Origin of the sequence: Chryseobacterium sp. MIQD13 (assembly GCF_050496705.1) — a bacterium.
GTDB lineage: Bacteria > Bacteroidota > Bacteroidia > Flavobacteriales > Weeksellaceae > Chryseobacterium.
This window is the reverse complement of the sequence record NZ_JBNWAF010000002.1, coordinates 1,096,223-1,112,521: the sequence shown is the minus strand read 5'-3', so window position 1 is coordinate 1,112,521 and position 16,299 is coordinate 1,096,223. Positions and strand designations below refer to the sequence as shown.

16 protein-coding genes are annotated in these 16,299 nt (G+C 37.7%); 9 read left to right on the top strand and 7 right to left on the bottom strand.

Annotation, left to right across the window (positions count from 1 at the left end; genetic code table 11):
* Window positions 1–39: 39 nt before the first annotated feature.
* The 9 genes from ACQWU4_RS12065 to ACQWU4_RS12025 all read left to right on the top strand — a co-directional run bounded on the left by ACQWU4_RS12065 (window position 40) and on the right by ACQWU4_RS12025 (window position 7,095).
* The gene (locus ACQWU4_RS12065) at window positions 40–1,239 is read left to right on the top strand and encodes a beta-ketoacyl-[acyl-carrier-protein] synthase family protein (RefSeq protein WP_429936005.1); all 1,200 of its coding nucleotides are present in this window, start codon (window positions 40–42) and stop codon (window positions 1,237–1,239) included.
* On the top strand, window positions 1,236–2,297 hold the full coding sequence (locus ACQWU4_RS12060; protein WP_429936004.1) for a beta-ketoacyl synthase N-terminal-like domain-containing protein: 1,062 nt from the start codon (window positions 1,236–1,238) through the stop codon (window positions 2,295–2,297). The genes ACQWU4_RS12065 and ACQWU4_RS12060 overlap by 4 nt, the downstream gene beginning before the upstream one ends.
* Window positions 2,298–2,474: 177 nt before the next feature.
* Window positions 2,475–3,227 (top strand): polysaccharide deacetylase family protein, encoded by a 753-nt coding sequence (locus tag ACQWU4_RS12055; RefSeq protein ID WP_429936003.1) that lies wholly within the window; start codon window positions 2,475–2,477, stop codon window positions 3,225–3,227.
* On the top strand, window positions 3,224–3,850 hold the full coding sequence (locus ACQWU4_RS12050; protein ID WP_429936002.1) for an outer membrane lipoprotein carrier protein LolA: 627 nt from the start codon (window positions 3,224–3,226) through the stop codon (window positions 3,848–3,850). Before ACQWU4_RS12055 ends, ACQWU4_RS12050 begins: the two co-directional genes overlap by 4 nt.
* The gene (locus ACQWU4_RS12045; protein WP_429936001.1) at window positions 3,816–4,457 is read left to right on the top strand and encodes a hypothetical protein; all 642 of its coding nucleotides are present in this window, start codon (window positions 3,816–3,818) and stop codon (window positions 4,455–4,457) included. Before ACQWU4_RS12050 ends, ACQWU4_RS12045 begins: the two co-directional genes overlap by 35 nt.
* A 1-nt stretch (window position 4,458) precedes the next feature.
* Window positions 4,459–5,061 carry an outer membrane beta-barrel protein gene (locus ACQWU4_RS12040; RefSeq protein WP_429936000.1) on the top strand — a complete coding sequence of 201 codons (603 nt, stop codon included), beginning with the start codon at window positions 4,459–4,461 and terminating at the stop codon, window positions 5,059–5,061.
* A gap of 4 nt (window positions 5,062–5,065) precedes the next feature.
* Entirely contained in the window at window positions 5,066–5,437 is a 372-nt protein-coding gene (locus ACQWU4_RS12035) for a 3-hydroxyacyl-ACP dehydratase (RefSeq protein WP_081780241.1), read from the top strand.
* A 4-nt stretch (window positions 5,438–5,441) separates the two neighbouring features.
* Window positions 5,442–5,918 carry a hypothetical protein gene (locus tag ACQWU4_RS12030; protein ID WP_429935999.1) on the top strand — a complete coding sequence of 159 codons (477 nt, stop codon included), beginning with the start codon at window positions 5,442–5,444 and terminating at the stop codon, window positions 5,916–5,918.
* 4 nt (window positions 5,919–5,922) lie between these two features.
* Window positions 5,923–7,095, top strand: a complete 1,173-nt coding sequence (locus ACQWU4_RS12025) for a DUF2062 domain-containing protein (protein WP_429935998.1) — start codon at window positions 5,923–5,925, stop codon at window positions 7,093–7,095.
* Between the two features lie 79 nt (window positions 7,096–7,174).
* Here ACQWU4_RS12025 and ACQWU4_RS12020 read toward each other — a convergent pair whose 3' ends face one another.
* The 7 genes from ACQWU4_RS12020 to ACQWU4_RS11990 form a co-directional block, all read right to left on the bottom strand.
* Window positions 7,175–9,820 (bottom strand): T9SS-dependent M36 family metallopeptidase, encoded by a 2,646-nt coding sequence (locus ACQWU4_RS12020; RefSeq protein ID WP_429935997.1) that lies wholly within the window; start codon window positions 9,818–9,820, stop codon window positions 7,175–7,177.
* A 265-nt stretch (window positions 9,821–10,085) separates the two neighbouring features.
* Window positions 10,086–10,451 carry a hypothetical protein gene (locus tag ACQWU4_RS12015; RefSeq protein ID WP_429935996.1) on the bottom strand — a complete coding sequence of 122 codons (366 nt, stop codon included), beginning with the start codon at window positions 10,449–10,451 and terminating at the stop codon, window positions 10,086–10,088.
* Window positions 10,448–12,133, bottom strand: coding sequence for a C45 family autoproteolytic acyltransferase/hydolase (locus ACQWU4_RS12010; protein WP_429935995.1), 1,686 nt, complete (start codon window positions 12,131–12,133; stop codon window positions 10,448–10,450). The genes ACQWU4_RS12015 and ACQWU4_RS12010 overlap by 4 nt, the downstream gene beginning before the upstream one ends.
* Window positions 12,120–13,655 (bottom strand): phytoene desaturase family protein, encoded by a 1,536-nt coding sequence (locus tag ACQWU4_RS12005; RefSeq protein ID WP_429935994.1) that lies wholly within the window; start codon window positions 13,653–13,655, stop codon window positions 12,120–12,122. The genes ACQWU4_RS12010 and ACQWU4_RS12005 overlap by 14 nt, the downstream gene beginning before the upstream one ends.
* 118 nt (window positions 13,656–13,773) lie before the next feature.
* Window positions 13,774–14,658 carry a lipid A biosynthesis acyltransferase gene (locus ACQWU4_RS12000; RefSeq protein WP_429935993.1) on the bottom strand — a complete coding sequence of 295 codons (885 nt, stop codon included), beginning with the start codon at window positions 14,656–14,658 and terminating at the stop codon, window positions 13,774–13,776.
* A gap of 112 nt (window positions 14,659–14,770) precedes the next feature.
* The gene (locus tag ACQWU4_RS11995) at window positions 14,771–15,025 is read right to left on the bottom strand and encodes an acyl carrier protein (protein ID WP_034727052.1); all 255 of its coding nucleotides are present in this window, start codon (window positions 15,023–15,025) and stop codon (window positions 14,771–14,773) included.
* A 4-nt stretch (window positions 15,026–15,029) separates the two neighbouring features.
* Entirely contained in the window at window positions 15,030–16,250 is a 1,221-nt protein-coding gene (locus ACQWU4_RS11990) for a beta-ketoacyl-[acyl-carrier-protein] synthase family protein (RefSeq protein ID WP_429935992.1), read from the bottom strand.
* Window positions 16,251–16,299 lie beyond the last annotated feature (49 nt).

The following is a 16,299-nucleotide window of genomic DNA, read 5'->3' as shown; positions in this document are numbered from 1 at the left end:
AAACTGTTAGATTGATACATTGTTACATTATAAAAAACCATGAATCGAAAAATTGCCATAACAGGAATGGGCATCATTTCTTCCATCGGAAACAATGTGGAGGAAAATTTTATTTCGCTGAAATCCGGAAAACATGGAATTTCGGACATTGAAATGTTTGAGACCCGTCATGCCGGATCTATAAAAACAGGTGAGATAAAATGGTCTAATGAAGAGTTTGTCCAGCAACTTCAGCTGCCTGAAGACAACAATGTAACAAGAACATCTCTATTAGGCATGGTCGCCGCAAAAGAAGCTGTAGAATCTGCAGGAATTACAGATATTAATGCCTATAAAACCGGACTGATCTCCTCTACCAGCGTAGGTGGAATGGATATTACGGAAAAATATTTCTACTCTTACGAAGACTTTCCTGAAAAGCAAAAATACATCGATTCTCATGATGCCGGTAATTCCTCTTTGGCTATTGCCGATTATCTGGATCTAAAAGGTATGGTTTCCACGATCAGCACAGCCTGCTCTTCGGCAGCCAATGCTATTATGATGGGAGCAAAACTTATCAAAAACGGAGTTTTGGACCGTGTCATTGTTGGCGGAACAGATTCTCTTTCAAAATTTACTTTGAATGGGTTCAATACCCTGATGATCCTTACAGATTCCTATAATACCCCTTTTGACAATGACCGGAAGGGACTGAATCTGGGAGAAGCCGCCGCCTTTATCATTCTTGAATCTGACGAGGTGGTAAAAAAAGAAAATAAAAAAGTATTTGCCTATCTTTCCGGTTATGGCAATGCAAACGATGCCCATCATCAGACCGCATCATCAGAAAACGGGCAAGGCGCTTTTCTGGCTATGCAGCAGGCATTAAAAATATCCGGATTGGCAAAAGAAGATATCGATTATATCAATGTTCACGGAACAGCTACTCCTAATAATGATTTATCAGAAGGAATTGCTATGATCAGAATATTTGGTGAAAACCAGGTTCCTGAATTCAGTTCTACCAAAGCTTTTACAGGTCATACTCTGGCGGCGGCGGCAGGAATTGAAGCTGTATTTTCCATACTGGCAATGCAGCATGGTCTTATTTTTCCCAATCTGAATTTCAAAACAAAAATGCAGGAGTTTGACTTAACTCCTATTACCGAACTTAAAGAGAAAAACATAAACCATGTTCTTTCCAATTCTTTTGGCTTCGGAGGTAACTGTTCTACTTTAATTTTCTCAAAATCATGAGTGCAGTATACATCAACAGTGCATCCTGCATCTCTGTACAGGACACTTTAAAAGATAATTTTTTCCAGGATTTAACTGCTGACCAATCGGCCCAAATCTTAAAAGCAATAGAACCTAACTACAAAGAGTTCATTCCGCCGGCTATGAGCAGAAGAATGTCCAAAACGGTAAAAATGAGTTCTGTAGCTTCACATTACGCATTAAAAGAAGCTGGAATTCAACAGCCTGATGCCATTATCGTTGGAACAGGGATGGGATGTTCACAGGATTCTGAAAAGTTCCTGAAAAATGTGATCGATAACAACGAAGAATTTCTCACGCCTACATTTTTTATTCAGTCTACTCACAACACAGTTGCCGGGCAAATTGCTTTAGGGCTTCAATGCCATGCATACAACTTCACATACGTCAATACCTCATCATCACTGGAATTTTCGTTTCTGGATGCAAAGCTTCAGATCAATGACGGAGAAGCTGAAAATATTCTCGTAGGTGCCGCCGATGAGCAGACCAGCAGAACAATGGAACTCTACTGTCTTAACAATATCATTAAAAAAGAAGAGCATCTTCCTGCAGATTACTTATATTCTGAAACAAATGGAGTAATCTGGGGTGAGGCAGCGGCATTTTTTGTTTTAGGAAAAGATAAAACTGAAAGTTCTTATGCTAAAATTACTGATATTCAAATTATTAACAGATTAGACTTAGAAGAACTACAACCTTTTATGACAGATTTTCTAGCTAAAAATAACCTGAAGAGTGAAAATATAGATGCTGTAATCTTAGGTTTCAGCGGAGACGCAAAGTCTGATGTTTATTACAAAAAAGCAATGGATCTGCTTCAGAACTCTCCTTTACTATATTACAAGCACCTGAGCGGTGAGTTTAATACAGCGAGCGGTTTTTCAACTTTTATGGCTTGCCATATTCTGAAAGAACAGCAGATTCCGGAAATTATGATGATTAATTCAGAGAAAAAAGCAGAAATTAAAAATATTCTTCTTTATAATCATCTGGCGGGAAGTGATCATAGTTTTGTACTGTTGGAAAAGGCTTAATTGAAGAATTTTATTTAACGGGAAAAATTTCTTAATATTCTTAATTTCTAAATAATTCTTAATGTTTTAAATTTAACCATTAAGATAGAAGTTAAGCTGTTAAGATTATTAAGTTTAAATTCCTGCGAAATAGCAGTTGAGAAAATATTATTAAGCAGAGTTCAAAATTGTAAAGAAATGAAACATTATCCGTTTATTATATTTTATCTTTTCTGCAATGCGTTCATTTATGCATTTCATGGAGGATTTTGGGTTTACGCAGCTTGTTTTCTGGCCTTTTCAGCAGTTGTAGTCTGGGGTTCCTTTGATATAGAGCTCGGATATTTTGTCAACAGCATTACTCATAAAAGAACGAAGATCAACGAAGTTGCACTTACTTTTGATGACGGACCGACCGAATTTACTCCTAAGTTTTTAGATCTCCTTAAAGAAAATCAGATAAAGGCTACCTTTTTCTGCATCGGAAAACAGATCGAAAAATATCCTGAAACCTTTCAGAGAATTATTGCGGAAGGTCATACCATAGGAAATCATACTCTTTCCCATTCAAACAATACCGGGTTTTTGTCTGCTTCAAAAATGACAGTAGAAATTGAGAAATGTGATGAAGTGATGACCAAAACAGGTAACATACAGACAGATCTGTACCGTCCTCCTTTCGGTGTTACCAATCCAAGTATTGCCAAAGCCATTAAAAGAACTCACAAAACAAGTATCGGCTGGAATGTCCGTTCGCTGGATACAGTTACGGATGACGAAAGTAAGATTTTTAAAAGGGTAACCAAAAACCTGAAAAAAGGCAGCATTATTCTTCTTCACGATACCTCTGAAAAGACTTATAACGTATTGGTAGATTTATTGCTATTTTTGAAGGAGAAAAAATATTCGACATTTACGGTCGATTCAATTACAAAATCAAAGAAAAAATGATTAAAAATATTGCTTTTGGAGCATTTTTATTAGTTTCGGGCTTCTTTTCTGCACAAATGACAGCCATGTCGGGAGCGGAAGCAAAAGTATTTGTCTCCAAAGTTTCTTCTGAAACCAAAGAGATTAAAACGCTGCAAAGTGACTTCACCCAAACCAAAAAGATGGATTTTCTGGATAAAAATATTGTTACTTACGGCAAAATGTCATTAAAAACTCCGAATATGCTAAGTTGGAAGTACACAAAACCTTACCAGTACAGCATCGTTTTTAAAGACAATAAAATTTTCATTAACGATCAGGGAAAAAAGTCTTCCGTAGATGCCAAAAGCAAAACTTTTGAGAAGATCAATAAGCTGATTGTGGGAAGTTCAAACGGAAAAATGTTCAGCGATCCTGAATTTTCTGTTTCCTATTACAAAAACGGGAACTTCAATGTGGCAAAATTCATCCCGAAATCCGCCCAACTATTAAAATACATCAAACAGATTGAACTTCATTTTCCTAAGAATCAGTCTACGGTTTCACAGGTCAATATGACGGAAGCTTCAGGAGATACTACTAATATTGTATTCAAAAACACCAAGATCAATGCCGCGATTGCCGCTTCAGAGTTTAGTTTGTAGCCTGCTCATTTTGCTTTTTGTTTCCTGCAAAAGCTATAAACCTGCAGACGTAAAACCTGTACAGAATTCTGAAAAAACAGCTGAAAATTTATATTTTTCTTCCGGTGAAGATTATGTCTATAAATGCCAGATGGATATTTATAAAAATCACGTAAGCGGAATCCTGATCATTAAAAAGCTTAATGAGACCACCCACCGCGTAGCCATGACTTCTGATTTTGGAAATAAATTAATTGATTTCGAGATCTCTGAGAATGATTTCAAATTGAATTATGTTCTTCCGGATCTGGATAAAAAAATCGTAATTAATTTTCTAAAAAATGACTTCCGCGAACTATTGAGAAAACAATATTCTGTAAGTGAATCCTTTGAAAATGATCATTCTAAAATCTTTCTGTCAAAAATTGACAATAAGGCCTATTACCTGTTTTTCAACAAAGAAAGTGGTCTGCTGAAAGAGATCATTTATACCAGAAACAATAAGGAAAAAATCGATTTTACTTTTGAAGCAAAAAAACATATCTTCGCGGATAGCTTAAACCTCCGGCATAAGGATTTTAAGATCAATATAAAACTATTTCAAATAACCGAAACCGAACAGAATTAACATGAAAAAACTTCTATTTTTAGTAACCGCCCTGGTCTCAGGTTTGACCTTTGCACAGGTAACTTTTTCCCCGGGAATAAGAGCCGGAGCCAATTTCTCCCATTTTTCGAATAGTGAAGAATTTAACTATTACTATTACGAAGATTTTCCCAATGCTGAACAGCCTTATCTGGATTATAAAACCAAAACAGATTTTTATATCGGCTTCCTTGGAAATATCCGTTTTGCAAAATTTTATGCCTTACAGCCTGAAATCAATTATTCCAGACAGGGAGCAAAAATAAATACGAACGTCAACAACTGGGACGGAAAAACGCTTTCTGTATCTTATCTGGGGCTGCAGCTTATCAATAAATTCTATTTTAACCAGCTTAACGTACATGTTGGACCTACTTTGGAATTTGTGGTTGACAAAAAGAATTTTGATCCTGAGAATGAGATTGATCTTGGGATTACTGCCGGTTTAGGCTACGACATTACTAAAAACTTTGGCATAGAAGCCAGAGTGAAAAAGGGCTTTGTTCCTGTAGACAGCTATAACAGAAATCATTCTAATGTGGTTTTCCAGACGGGCCTTTATTATACATTTAACATGAAAAAATAGTGATATGCAAACCATTCTTACAGACTTTTATACTTTGGAATCATATGAAAAGGCAGAAAACGGAAGTTTCACTGCCCATATTCATCTGAATAAGGATCATGATATTTTTAAAGGTCATTTTCCGGGAAATCCGGTAACTCCGGGTGTCTGTATGATGCAGATTGTGAAAGAACTTACAGAGGAATTCACCGGCTCAAAATTATTTCTGAAAACAGCCTCAAATGTAAAGTTTATGGCTATTATCAATCCTTTTGAAACACCGGACCTTAAGCTTCAGCTGGATATTACTGAAAATGAAGAAGATGTTAAAGTAAAAAATACAACATCTTTTGGCGAGACTATTGCATTAAAGATGTCTGTAAGTTATAAAAAATAAATTCATGAAACTTTTCCTATCCCTCATTACAGCTTTTATTTTTTTCTTTCAGAGTGATCTGGAAGCTTTAAGAAACAGCTATGCAAAAGCCAATTTGTCTACTGCCAATACCGAAGCATTCATCAATCTTGCAGAAAAGCAATCCGGTTCGGATGCTGTAACAAACGGTTATAAAGCTGCGGCTAAGATCATGGAGGCTAAGATTACCAAAAATAACAGGAAAGCACTTGTAAAAAATGGTGCTACCAGCCTTGAAAGTATTATTAAAAGCAACCCGAATAATATAGAACTGAGAGTAATAAGACTGAGTGTTCAGGAAAACATTCCTAAAATAGTAGGTTACAGAGGCAGTATGAAAGACGATAAGGCATTTCTGATCAATAATTACAGTAAACAGAACGCAGCCCTGAAAAGTTATGTGAAAAAGTTTGCTATGCAGTCCAAATCCTTTACAGATACTGAAAGAGCTACTATAAAATAAAACAATGACCCTTCCTGAAGTACAAAATGCAATTTCTGAAAAGAAGATCTGCATTTTAATACCTACCTACAACAATGAAAAAACTCTGAAAAGGGTGATAGACGGTGTTCTGAACTACACTGAGAACATTATTGTAGTAAATGACGGCTCTACAGATTCCACCCCGCAAATATTACTATCATATTCCCGGATAACGGTTATCTCGCTACCTGAGAACAAAGGAAAGGGAAACGGGCTTAAAATCGGCTTCAGAAAGGCAAAAGAACTGGGGTATCATTATGCTGTTACTATCGATTCCGACGGGCAGCATTATCCGGACGATATCCCTGTATTTGTGGAAGCCCTGCTCAAAGAAAAGGAAGATGTACTCCTGATCGGAAACCGGAACATGTCACAGGACGGGATTCCGAAAAAAAGCAGCTTTGGGAACCGGTTTTCAAATTTCTGGTTCTGGTTTGAGACCGGAATAAAGCTTGAAGACACCCAATCCGGCTACAGATTGTACCCTTTGCTAAGGATTCCGAAAAAATATTTTACCCCAAAATTTGAATTCGAGATCGAGATCATTGTAAGGACAGCCTGGAGACATGTTCCTGTAAAAAATGTCCCTATAAAGGTTTTATATGATCCGGCAGAAAGGGTTTCGCATTTCAGGCCTTTCAAAGATTTTACACGGATCAGCATTCTGAATACAATTCTGGTAACCATAACACTGCTTTATATTATTCCGAGAAATTTCGTGAATAATTTCAAAAAAAAAAGCTTTAAAAGATTCATAAAAGAAGATGTTCTGGAAAGTGACGGCAGCAACCGAACCAAAGCATTTTCGATTGCTCTGGGTGTTTTTATAGGACTTTCTCCTTTCTGGGGATTTCACACATTGCTTGTCATATCGTTGTCTGTCCTTTTTAAGCTGAACAAGGTTCTGGCCTTTATTGCATCCAATGTAAGCCTTCCACCTTTTATTCCTTTTGTAATTGCAGCTTCCCTGTTTTTGGGATCACCTTTTGTACATGGTGAAAGTAATATTTTAAGCAGCGAACTCAATTTTGAACTGATCAAAAACAATCTTCTTCAATATGTGATCGGGAGCGCTATTTTAGCGACTACAATGTCTGCAGTCTGCGGGATTACAACTTTTCTTTTCCTTAATAAACTAAATCCGGAGAATAATTAATTCTTTTTCTAAAAAGGAGAAAGCCTTGAAGCAGAACTCCAAGACTTTCATAGGAAATTGTAATTATTCTAATTCTATTCTACTTTGATACAATAATTTTCTGACTGTAATCAATAGCATTACCCGTAATTTTCACCATATAAACTCCGTTCAGCAATGTATTTACATTTACTGTGGTCTGCTTGTTCAGGTTGATTTTTTCTGAAGAAACAAGTTTGCCTGTAAAATCATAAATTGAAACAGTTGTAATTCCGGAAAGGTCAGTTCCTGAAGGTGTTTTTATCGTAAATTCAGTTTTCACGGGATTCGGATAGATGGATATCCCTTTGGAATTGGAAGCAACTTCATTGGTTGCCAGTACGCCACATTCAGCAGGGATTGTAAAGTCCTGAACCTGATCGTTTAGATCCGGTGCAGGCTGATTTGCCCCAATATATAATCCATTAAGTCCGCCAGGAGCTGCATTAACCCCAAGTCCTCTTTTAGCAAAGGCTTTCCAAATCATACATTTATCCACTCCACCTGTCTTAGCCAATTCTGCAGCCAGAATAGCATCTCTTCCCTGTATAAAGCTTGGGTTACAAGGCTGCAATTTAAGAGCATCCATTACCAGTTGTAATACTCTGGCGCTTCCACTGTTAGGATCTGCCAGTACATTACTGTTATAACCATATTTTTCTACATATTTCCAGTTAAGATCCCAAAGCATGGTTGCCCAAACGAAACCTATACTGTGAACATCCGGCACAGTAATAGCAATTCCCAGTATGCTGCCATTAACTTTCATACCATTTGTTCTTCCATAAGTATAATTATTTACTCCAAAATCAGGAGAATATCTTGCCGGTCTGATACCTGCTCCATTCACAGCTTCTCCGGCGGTAAATGTTCCTATTGCTCTAGGGACTGATGCATTGTCTCCAGGTCTGTTGGTGACCATCAGTGCAAAGAAGTCAGACCAGCCTTCACCCATCTGTTCGTTGGATGTGCTGTAAGATAAGCACCCGCTTCCGGTGCCTGTAAGACGGTTAGAAATTCCATGCCCGTATTCGTGAGCGATAATACCATTATCTAAGCTTGCATCCTTGTACACTGCATCAGATTTCAGTGTGGCATTGCTTACAACACCAGTAGTCAGTTCATTTACTAAGAATTCACCTTCTGATTTTCCTACCATAACTGTAGGAATGGTAATGGTATTGTCCGTTCCTCCCATACCTACAGGCTGATCGCTTGCCGGGTGATATTGTATTACGCCGATTGCTCCGGCATTCTGAAGATTTTTTGTTTTAACCGCAAAACCACAGGTCGCTGCTGTTACAACTGCTATTTTACCGGTCAGACTTCCTGCTGCAACAGCTGTACAGGCATCTGCCGGTGTTGAAAGCGCCAGATTTCCGGTTACAGGAGGATTACCTATAAGCTGAGGCCCAAAATTGGCTGTAGTGGCTACAGGAGTTCTGGCAACATAGCTTGTAGGTGAATTATAATAAAGATATCTTACCCCATTAGGTACAAAAAGAAACATTTGCATTCTTCCGCTGGTTCCGTCAGCACCCGGATTAAAGTTGGCGTTATTAAGACCGCTCCCATCTCTGGATTCTGCCAATACGGGATCATTTCCGGTACCACCGTTTCCAAAGTTGTTCGTCTGATAATTTCTCGCGGACTCCGTAAATCCAAATTTATAGAATACATCATGCATCTTGTTCGATACATAAAATAAATTGGTAACCGCTGCCGAAGTATAATTTTGCTGAGGCAGCGTTATATCCAATGGAAAATCAAACGTTCTTGCAGCTCCTCCGTCAGGAGAAAACTGTGGTGCATTTGTATTAGCCTCATCGGTATATGCAAAGGCATTATTTCCTCTCGTAATGGTATAGTGGTTGGTTCCGTCAGAATGCCACCCTTCCTGGGAAGCAGTTAAATCCCACGGATTGGTAATGAGTGTTCTGCTTCCGAATGTAGGAGCTTCAACAGGAAATGCAAAAACATTGTAAGAAGCATTATCCGGTGCCAGAACAAAGTTTTTATTTAAACTATTATCACTTGGTTCTACATAAGCCGGAAATGCCACTGGCTGGATATTTTGCCCTGAAGGCAGCTCTGTAGGCAGATGTTCGAAAGCATCATCGTGGAAATTACATGAAAGTGTTGTATTTTCCTGATACAAAACGGAACCGTCATCCGAGCTGATGATCAGGCTCCAGACATTGCTTGTTCCTTTTTCTTCTACATTGAACTGATATCCCAGAATCAATTCACCTCCTTTTGCAAAATAAACAAGATTGGTTTTTAAAGGTTCTTCTCTCCCCTCACTGTTTTTAAAAGTAGGTGAACCGTTAAATTTCTTTACAGCTTCTGCTACCAATGAATTTTTCATGGCATTTTGCTTTCCTTTTACATTGGATGGATAAGCTTTAATAAAGGTATCCGCAAAGCTCAGTACTTTACCATCTCTGATCAGGACATTGGCTGAGCTTCCAAAGACAGGAATACCATTAATCGTTTGCTGTATTCCTACAACATCACCATTTAAACTCGCTGAATGGTCAACGTTTACAATGGTGAACGCTTTAAGTTCCGGATTTATTCTTTGAAATGTTTTTTCAGCATTAACATAATCCTTAATAACCTGTTCATGTTTTTGGGCAGAAAGTATGCTAAAACTGAAGAAGGAACAAAGTAATAAGACCTTAACACTAACTAGAATTTTTTTCATATATATTACTTTTAACTGATGTTGGGTTGATTTACTTCATCAGTTAGTAGTAAAAGCAATAAAATGTTACATTATTTATAAAAAATTCCGAATAATTATTAAATAATAGTGAATAAAGAAAACTTTTAGCCTATGAAATCACAAAATAAGTCAAATTATTTCAAATTTTAATTCTATCAAAAAACAAAGTGTACAAAGACTTTTAAAAAGTTTTGTCTACATTTCTTAAAGTTGATCGGGATCACTGGAAAATTTTCTATAAAAATTATTTGAAAACAACATCCGAAAAGGATAACGGGCCCATGATCATCGTTACAAATATTGCGAGAATGACTAAAACCAGCTGATACTGATAATAAGTTTTGGACGGGTCTTCTTCTTTCACTTCAAAAGTAAACTTGATTTTTTCCGGTTTTTTAATGATCTGCCAAATGAAAACTAAAATAACGAGATTTAATAAGATGGGTACAAAAAGAAATAATTTACTTCCGGATCCGTCATTCTTTCCGCCATATCCGTGAATCGGTATAGTATCCGGGATGGAACTGTATCTTCCAAACAGATAAGCTGTATAAGCAAGAATGATTATAAAAGGTATGCAGAAAAGAAGTTTTATGTGTCTGGGGATCATTTTAACTTTTTTAAAGTTTTCTTCAGATATTTTTGAACATTTTCTCTGTCCGGAACAGTGGTAATTTCTTTTGTCAGAGCTTTTTCAAACTCAATTTTGGCTCTTGAAAATTCATTTATGCCGAAATAATACCTTCCTGCCTGATAGTAGACAAACCAAAATTCCGGGTTCATGGACTGATAATAAGGAATAAAATCTTCCGTTAATGCGATATCCTTTTTATTATCTATGGCATTACCCACTTCCTCACCTAACATTTTGGACATTTCATAATTGTTGAACTCTTCTGAATCCGCAAAAGAATCTCGGGCGATATTCAAGGCTGTTTTTGCCTTCAGGCTTTTATCAGGCATTTCATCCGAGAAAATTTTATTCAGATCGTAGCATACGAATTCGCCCAGCTGATAAGGGTTTGAAGAAACCCAGACCAGTCTTTTCTCTGGTGAAAAAATAACAGCATGATGAGCCAGCAGCTGATTGATTGCTTTTTCATTGCCATAGCCTATTTTTTTTCCTTTTAAGCCGGATCTGTCCCGTAAAATAGCGGCCATTTTTTCAGGATTGAGCTTTTCCTTTTCCTGAAGAAGTTCCTGAAGCTTTTCGTAGCGGTACTCTGAATGGCTTTCAAGGATATGCTTCTGATTCCTTTTATCGTCTTTATATGCTTCGGACTGAAAATGATTGGTACAAAATACTCTGCTGGTATTTTCAACTTTATATACTCCGAAGTTTTTAGGTGAGACCTCAATAATCACTGCATTTTTATCATGTGCGCTTCCAACCAGAATAGATTCGGAAACGAAAACCTTTCTCTTTTTTGCAATAGAAATGGCTTCATCAATATTTTTCGCGTACTGCAGAATCTCTCTTGTTACAAGGGAGATCGGGGTTTTGGCGGTTAAAGGAATTTTGGATTTTCCGGCATTGATTGTTACTGTTATTCCCTCTTTATTCATCCCGGAAACCACGCCTATCATTCCCGGCCAGCTTACGGACATATAAGGAATTCCGGTGTCCGGTTCTACAAATTCTATCAGTTTATTTTTGGCAAAATCATCTCCTACATAAAAGTCAAAATTCCTTCCGATCAGCAATTGACCATCTTCCGTATTTTCGTTCCATACGGCCAGTGAAGTACAGCCTACCATAGCGAGATCCTGCATGGCATGACCAATGTCGTGGGCTCCGTGGAGATAAAGATTCCGGAGATATTTTGGGGCAATAAAATCATATTTATCCGAGGAATATTGCGACAATCCATATAATTCTGCCTGATAATCTTCCCTTACATTCAGGTACATTTTCCTGTTGTACCATTTCAGGAATCCGCGAAGCAGTTTCTGCTTAAATTTTGACGGAACAAAGCCCTCCACTTTTGAAAAGAAGATCTCTTCCTGTTTCTGCATCAGGTTTTGGGTTAAAGCTCCATTATTATATCCAAGCTGCAAAGGATTTCCTTTGATGTAAAGTTCCCAGAGCTGCTGCTTATTTTTGGTTAAATAGTTCCGGTGAAAGCTGAACGTAGAATCATTAATCTTATTAACTTTCGGTGTTTCCAGAGTATACGAACGGAGATCCGGAATATGATGGACCGATTTTGAAATCCCACACGAAATAAGGGACAGGACAAGGAGCAGCTGAATTCCCCGGAATACTGAAATGAGCCTGTTATTTGCTTTCATTGGTGCTAATCATTTGTTTCAGGCGTTCATCCACTGTCTCTTTTCCTAGAATTTCCGCACAGGTATTGAATGCTCCGATTGTTACTCCAAGAATTCCATGCATATTCACAGACTGGCCGGTCAGGAACAGGTTATCGATCTTTGTACGGGGCGAAACCATTGTTTTAAGAGGATTATCCGAATTTTTCATGTAACCGTACATATTTCCCTCAAAGCTGCCGATATAATCCCGATAAGACAATGGCGATGATGTATAGATACTTTTTATACAATGTCTCAGGTTTGGAATCTTCTTTTCCAAGGCACTGACCATCTTTTCTGCTTTTTCCATTTTGAACTGATCGTACTTCAGTCCTCTTTCATGTTCTTCCGCTACAGTATTTACCGTTTTTTCCCAGGTTTTAACCTCATCAAAATCCATATAAGAAATTGCTGTAAGGCTTTCTGCGTAATCCAGGTGATATTTTGAGGGTGTAGAGGAAAGCATATAGGTTTCCGGCCAGTTTTCTTTGTTGTAACGGAATGCATTCCAGACCATTTCGTCTGATGAATAGTGGTATATGTTATAATTAAAGTTCGGAAATGACTGCGGTTTCAGAACCAGATAAACACTGAAACATGATGAAACGGGTTCCCAGCTCAAAACCCTGTTCAGAAACGACTTTCTCAGTCTTTCTTCTCCAATCAGCTTAATGAAGGAACGGATCTCTATGTTTGAAATGAATTTCTTCGCTGCATATTCTTTTCCTGACTTTGTTTTTACGGAAGATAAAACTCCGGTTTCGTTAAAAATAAATTCGGAAACCTCGGAATACTTATGCACTTCTGCTCCGTACTGACGAAGTTTTTTAATCAGCAGTTTGGTAATCTGGCTTCCTCCTTTTACACATTTGTAAGCACTTTGGATATAAGAATTTACCGTCAATGCATGAACATAAAACGGTGTATTTTCTGAATCGCCGCCGTATAAGAAATTGGAACCCAGCAATACTGCCTGAAGCTTTTTATCCTGAGTAACGGATTCTATGAATCTTTTGGTATTGAGGTGAAGTATTTCCTCATTATAACTGTCTTTTCCAATCACCTGATATCTCGGAAACTGTGCACATACATACTGGATTTCTTCGCAATAGTTTTCCAAGTTCTGCTTTTCATTGGGAAAATGAGTAGTAAGCTGTTCTATAAAATTTTCATAGCCCTGTGCGTGAGGATATTCAATATCTTCATCGCCAAAAGAAATCCTGTCGTAACCGTCTTCATTCATTGGGTGAAGCTCCAGATCTTCCATAATTTCAAGATAGGAAAAGAACTGATGAAGATTCTGACCTTTTGAAAGGCCTCCCAGATAGTGCACTCCGGTATCAAAGATGAGTTTCTCTCTTGAAAAGGTCTGCAGATTTCCTCCGTATTGGTTGTTTTTCTCCAGGACACAGACTTTCAGACCTTCTTTGGCCAAAATAAGAGCCGAAACAAGGCCTCCCAATCCGCTGCCGATCACAAGTATGTCGTATTCTTTTTTCAAAAGGAGAAAAGCTGTGTGTTTTTAATTCAAAAAATTAAGAAATTCAAAATAACCAATTTCTGAATTTATTTAATGATTTGAGTTTATCTATTAGTTTTCAGGGATAAAATTAGAAAAATTAATCAATATCATCCCAAAAATCGAAATAATTGAACCACTGAAGGGGATATTTTCTGATCATAGTCTCCAGATTCTGCACATAGGAATTGAGAAGCCCCTGAGAATCACGGTTTTTAATATTTTTTGCAACTCTTGCGTATAAGTGGTAATGAAGATTTTTTTCTTTCATTACATACACGTAGACTACGGGAACACCAAGACGGGAAGCAATAAGGAACGGGCCGGCCGGAAATTTTGCACTTTTTCCAAGAAGATCAGCTTCTAGATATTTTGAACCTTCAAAATAACGGTCTCCGGTGAAGCAGATGAGCTCATTATTTGACAAAGCCTGATTGATCTCAAAAATATGCGACATATCGTCTTTGACATAGATAAATTTGATATTGCTCTGCTTTACGGCAACGCTTTCAAGATATTCTTTTATAACCGTCACTTCCTGATCCGTGGTTACAAGATTGATCTGGCAGTCAAAGTCTATATCTGCAAAGAAATGTTCTGCAATTTCAAAATTCCCGATATGGGCACTGATGAGAACACCTCCTTTTTTTTCGGCCAAAAGACTGGTAAGGTTTTCAACACCATCGAATTCGTAGGTATATTTTTCTCTTAAACCTGCAGAAATTGCAGTTTTATCAATCAGAACCTTTCCAAAAGTAAAATAGCTTTTGAATATGGAAGCTTTTGATTTCCAATATCCATAGCCCAGTCTTTTCTGAAAATAGCAGAAGATGTAGTGATTGCTCTTTTTGAGAAATAAAAAGTAATAGGAAGCTACAAAATAGAGCACAGCATATGAACTCCGGATCCCGATATTTCCAATACACCAAACGAATATTTTATATCCTAAAATGGTTCCTTTAGATTTACCTTTCCATTTGTTCATGAGTATAGTTTACCTATTTATCAATATACCAGTGTAACAACATTTGAAAGCTATTGTTACACTGGTACATTTTTCTATTGTTACTTATTAAAGAATAAAGTTCAATCGATAGTTATGCGTTTTTTTCAGCGATCTTTTGTTCGATGGTAGTATAAAAATCATCAAACGTAACCATTTTTTTAAAATCTGCCTCTCCTAATTTCACTCCGAAATTAGATTCTATTACCACGACCATGTCGATATAGTCCAGACTGTCCAGCCCGAGCGTTTTTTTCAGGTTGGCATCATTGCTGATCTCATCACCATCCACTTCAAATTCGTTTACTAAGAAATCATTAACGATGTCAACAATTTTTTCCCTTTCCATGTTTTTAATCAAATTTTTTAACTATTAATGCGGAGTTGGTTCCCCCAAATCCGAAAGAATTCGACAAAAATACGTCAATTTTTTGATTTTTCGTTTTTGAGACTAAATTTATCTTTTTCGCCTCATCGTCAGGGTTTTCCAGATTGATATTCGGTGCAACGAAATCATTCTGCATCATCAGAATTGAGTAAACTACTTCACTTGCGCCTGCCATCCAGCATTCATGCCCGGTCATGGACTTGGTAGAACTTACAGGAACTTCGCTTCCGAAGATCTCATGAATGGCTTTTGCTTCATTGGCATCCCCGATCGGTGTAGAGGTTGCATGAGCATTGATATAGTCGATATCTTCTGCTTTTAATCCGGATTGCTTTAAAGCTCTGTCCATCGCTAGGGCCGGACCGTCTACATTCGGAGTTGAGATATGTCCTCCGTTTGAAGAGAAACCATACCCTACAATCTCTGCAAGAATGGTTGCCCCTCTTTTCTGCGCAGATTCCAGGCTTTCCACGATAAGACTGGCAGCTCCTCCACTTGGGATAAGGCCGTCTCTTCCTGCATCAAAAGGTCGTGAGGCTTTAGTTGGCTCATCTTCCCTTACAGAGAAAACGCCTAATCCGTCAAAACTAGCCATTGAATATTTGTTCGTTTCCTGAGCCCCTCCACAGATGATCATATCCTGAAAACCGTTTTTGATCATCATGTATGCAAGTCCCAAAGAGTGGGAACCGCTTGCACAGGCTGCACTGATGGTAAGATTTATTCCTTTCAGCTTAAAAATTGTTGAAAGGTTCATTGTTACTGTAGAATTCATTGATTTGAAAATCGCACCCGACCCCATCAATGTTGTATCTTTCTTTTCTCTGGCAATATCGATAGATTCTACTACTGCCTGAGAAACACTGTCGTTTCCGTAAAGAATTCCCACTTCATGGGCATCCAGAAAATCCTGGTCTATACCTGCCTGATTTAACGCGTCTGTTGTAGCAAGATAAGCATATTCGCTTTCCTCGCCCATGCTTACACGCTGACGTCTGTTAAGAAGGTTTTTAAGATCCGGCTTCGGTACGACTCCTGTAAGGCCTGATCTGAACCCGAACTCTTTTCTTTCCTGTACTAAAGCGATACCGGATTTTCCTTGATATAGGGATTCCCTGACTTCTTCCAAAGAGGTCCCGATGCAAGAATAAATTCCCATTCCGGTAATTACAACCCTATTTTCCATTCTTTATATTAATTTAACAATGTATCAGTCTAGCAGGGTAACAATAATA

Coding starts and splice junctions, on each gene's coding strand:
- ACQWU4_RS12065 (WP_429936005.1), top strand. CDS start 40: ATGAATCGAAAAATTGCCATAACAGGAATGGGCATCATTTCTTCCATC.
- ACQWU4_RS12060 (WP_429936004.1), top strand. CDS start 1,236: ATGAGTGCAGTATACATCAACAGTGCATCCTGCATCTCTGTACAGGAC.
- ACQWU4_RS12055 (WP_429936003.1), top strand. CDS start 2,475: ATGAAACATTATCCGTTTATTATATTTTATCTTTTCTGCAATGCGTTC.
- ACQWU4_RS12050 (WP_429936002.1), top strand. CDS start 3,224: ATGATTAAAAATATTGCTTTTGGAGCATTTTTATTAGTTTCGGGCTTC.
- ACQWU4_RS12045 (WP_429936001.1), top strand. CDS start 3,816: ATGCCGCGATTGCCGCTTCAGAGTTTAGTTTGTAGCCTGCTCATTTTG.
- ACQWU4_RS12040 (WP_429936000.1), top strand. CDS start 4,459: ATGAAAAAACTTCTATTTTTAGTAACCGCCCTGGTCTCAGGTTTGACC.
- ACQWU4_RS12035 (WP_081780241.1), top strand. CDS start 5,066: ATGCAAACCATTCTTACAGACTTTTATACTTTGGAATCATATGAAAAG.
- ACQWU4_RS12030 (WP_429935999.1), top strand. CDS start 5,442: ATGAAACTTTTCCTATCCCTCATTACAGCTTTTATTTTTTTCTTTCAG.
- ACQWU4_RS12025 (WP_429935998.1), top strand. CDS start 5,923: ATGACCCTTCCTGAAGTACAAAATGCAATTTCTGAAAAGAAGATCTGC.
- ACQWU4_RS12020 (WP_429935997.1), bottom strand. CDS start 9,820: ATGAAAAAAATTCTAGTTAGTGTTAAGGTCTTATTACTTTGTTCCTTC.
- ACQWU4_RS12015 (WP_429935996.1), bottom strand. CDS start 10,451: ATGATCCCCAGACACATAAAACTTCTTTTCTGCATACCTTTTATAATC.
- ACQWU4_RS12010 (WP_429935995.1), bottom strand. CDS start 12,133: ATGAAAGCAAATAACAGGCTCATTTCAGTATTCCGGGGAATTCAGCTG.
- ACQWU4_RS12000 (WP_429935993.1), bottom strand. CDS start 14,658: ATGAACAAATGGAAAGGTAAATCTAAAGGAACCATTTTAGGATATAAA.
- ACQWU4_RS11995 (WP_034727052.1), bottom strand. CDS start 15,025: ATGGAAAGGGAAAAAATTGTTGACATCGTTAATGATTTCTTAGTAAAC.
- ACQWU4_RS11990 (WP_429935992.1), bottom strand. CDS start 16,250: ATGGAAAATAGGGTTGTAATTACCGGAATGGGAATTTATTCTTGCATC.